At 71.7% G+C, this 1,072-nt stretch carries 1 protein-coding gene; it reads left to right on the forward strand.

Annotated elements, in window-relative coordinates:
* Window positions 1-11: 11 nt before the first annotated feature.
* Window positions 12-1,022: an NAD-dependent epimerase/dehydratase family protein gene (locus MOX02_RS30700; RefSeq protein WP_147029525.1), complete on the forward strand. Its 1,011-nt coding sequence runs from the start codon at window positions 12-14 to the stop codon at window positions 1,020-1,022.
* The last annotated feature ends 50 nt before the right edge of the window (window positions 1,023-1,072 follow it).

A 1,072-nucleotide genomic window follows, 5' to 3' on the forward strand; every position in this document is an offset into this window, starting at 1 on the left:
CAGGATTGCACATGCGCATACTTGTGACCGGCTCGGCCGGCTTCATCGGCTTCCATCTCAGCCGGCTGCTGCTGGCCGAAGGCCACGCCGTGACCGGCCTCGACGGCTTCTCCGACTACTACGATATCGGCCTCAAGCGCGCCCGGCACGCCGAACTCGCCCGCCATCCGGGCTTCGAGGCGATCGAGGGCCGGATCGAGACGCCCGGCCTCCTGCGCGCGCTCATGGCGCGAACCGCGCCCGAGATCGTGGTCCACCTCGCCGCCCAGGCCGGCGTCCGCTACAGCCTGGAGAACCCGCAGGCCTACGCCGACGCCAACCTGATGGGCAGCTTCCAGCTCCTCGAGGCGGTGCGCGCCCATCCCGTGCGCCACCTGCTCCTGGCCTCGACCTCCTCGGCCTACGGCGGCAACACGGAGCTGCCCTTCCGCGAGACCGACCAGGCGGTGAGCCCGCTCACCCTCTACGCCGCCTCCAAGCTCGCCATGGAGGCGATGGCCCACTCCTACAGCCACCTGTTCGCGATCCCCACCACCGCCTTCCGCTTCTTCACGGTCTACGGGCCCTGGGGGCGGCCCGACATGGCGCTGTTCCTGTTCACGGGCAAGATCCTGGCCGGCGAGCCGATCGAGGTCTTCTCGGGCGGCTCGGCCGAGCGCGACTTCACCTACGTCACCGACCTCGTCGACGCGATCCGGCGGCTCGCCGACGTGCCCCCACCGCTGCCCGGCACGGGGGCGCCGGTGGGCGCCTGCGACACGCTGAGTTCGAGCGCGCCCTACCGGCTCGTCAACATCGGCGGCGGGCGGCCGGTGCGGCTCGATGCGATGATCGCGGCGCTGGAGGCGGCGCTGGGCCGCCGGGTCGAGCGGATCCTGAAGCCCCTGCCGCCGGGCGACGTGGCGCGCACGCACGCGAGCACAGAGCTTCTGCAGGCGCTGATCGGCCGGGTGCCGGAGACGCCGATCGCGACCGGCATCCCCGCCTTCGTCGACTGGTACCGAGGCTATTACGGCGTGTGAGGGCACCCCCGTGCAACCGCGCGCCGGATATGGTTGAGTGCGGCCCCCGA

Origin of the sequence: Methylobacterium oxalidis, assembly GCF_007992195.1 — a bacterium.
GTDB classification, from domain to species: Bacteria; Pseudomonadota; Alphaproteobacteria; order Rhizobiales; family Beijerinckiaceae; genus Methylobacterium; species Methylobacterium oxalidis.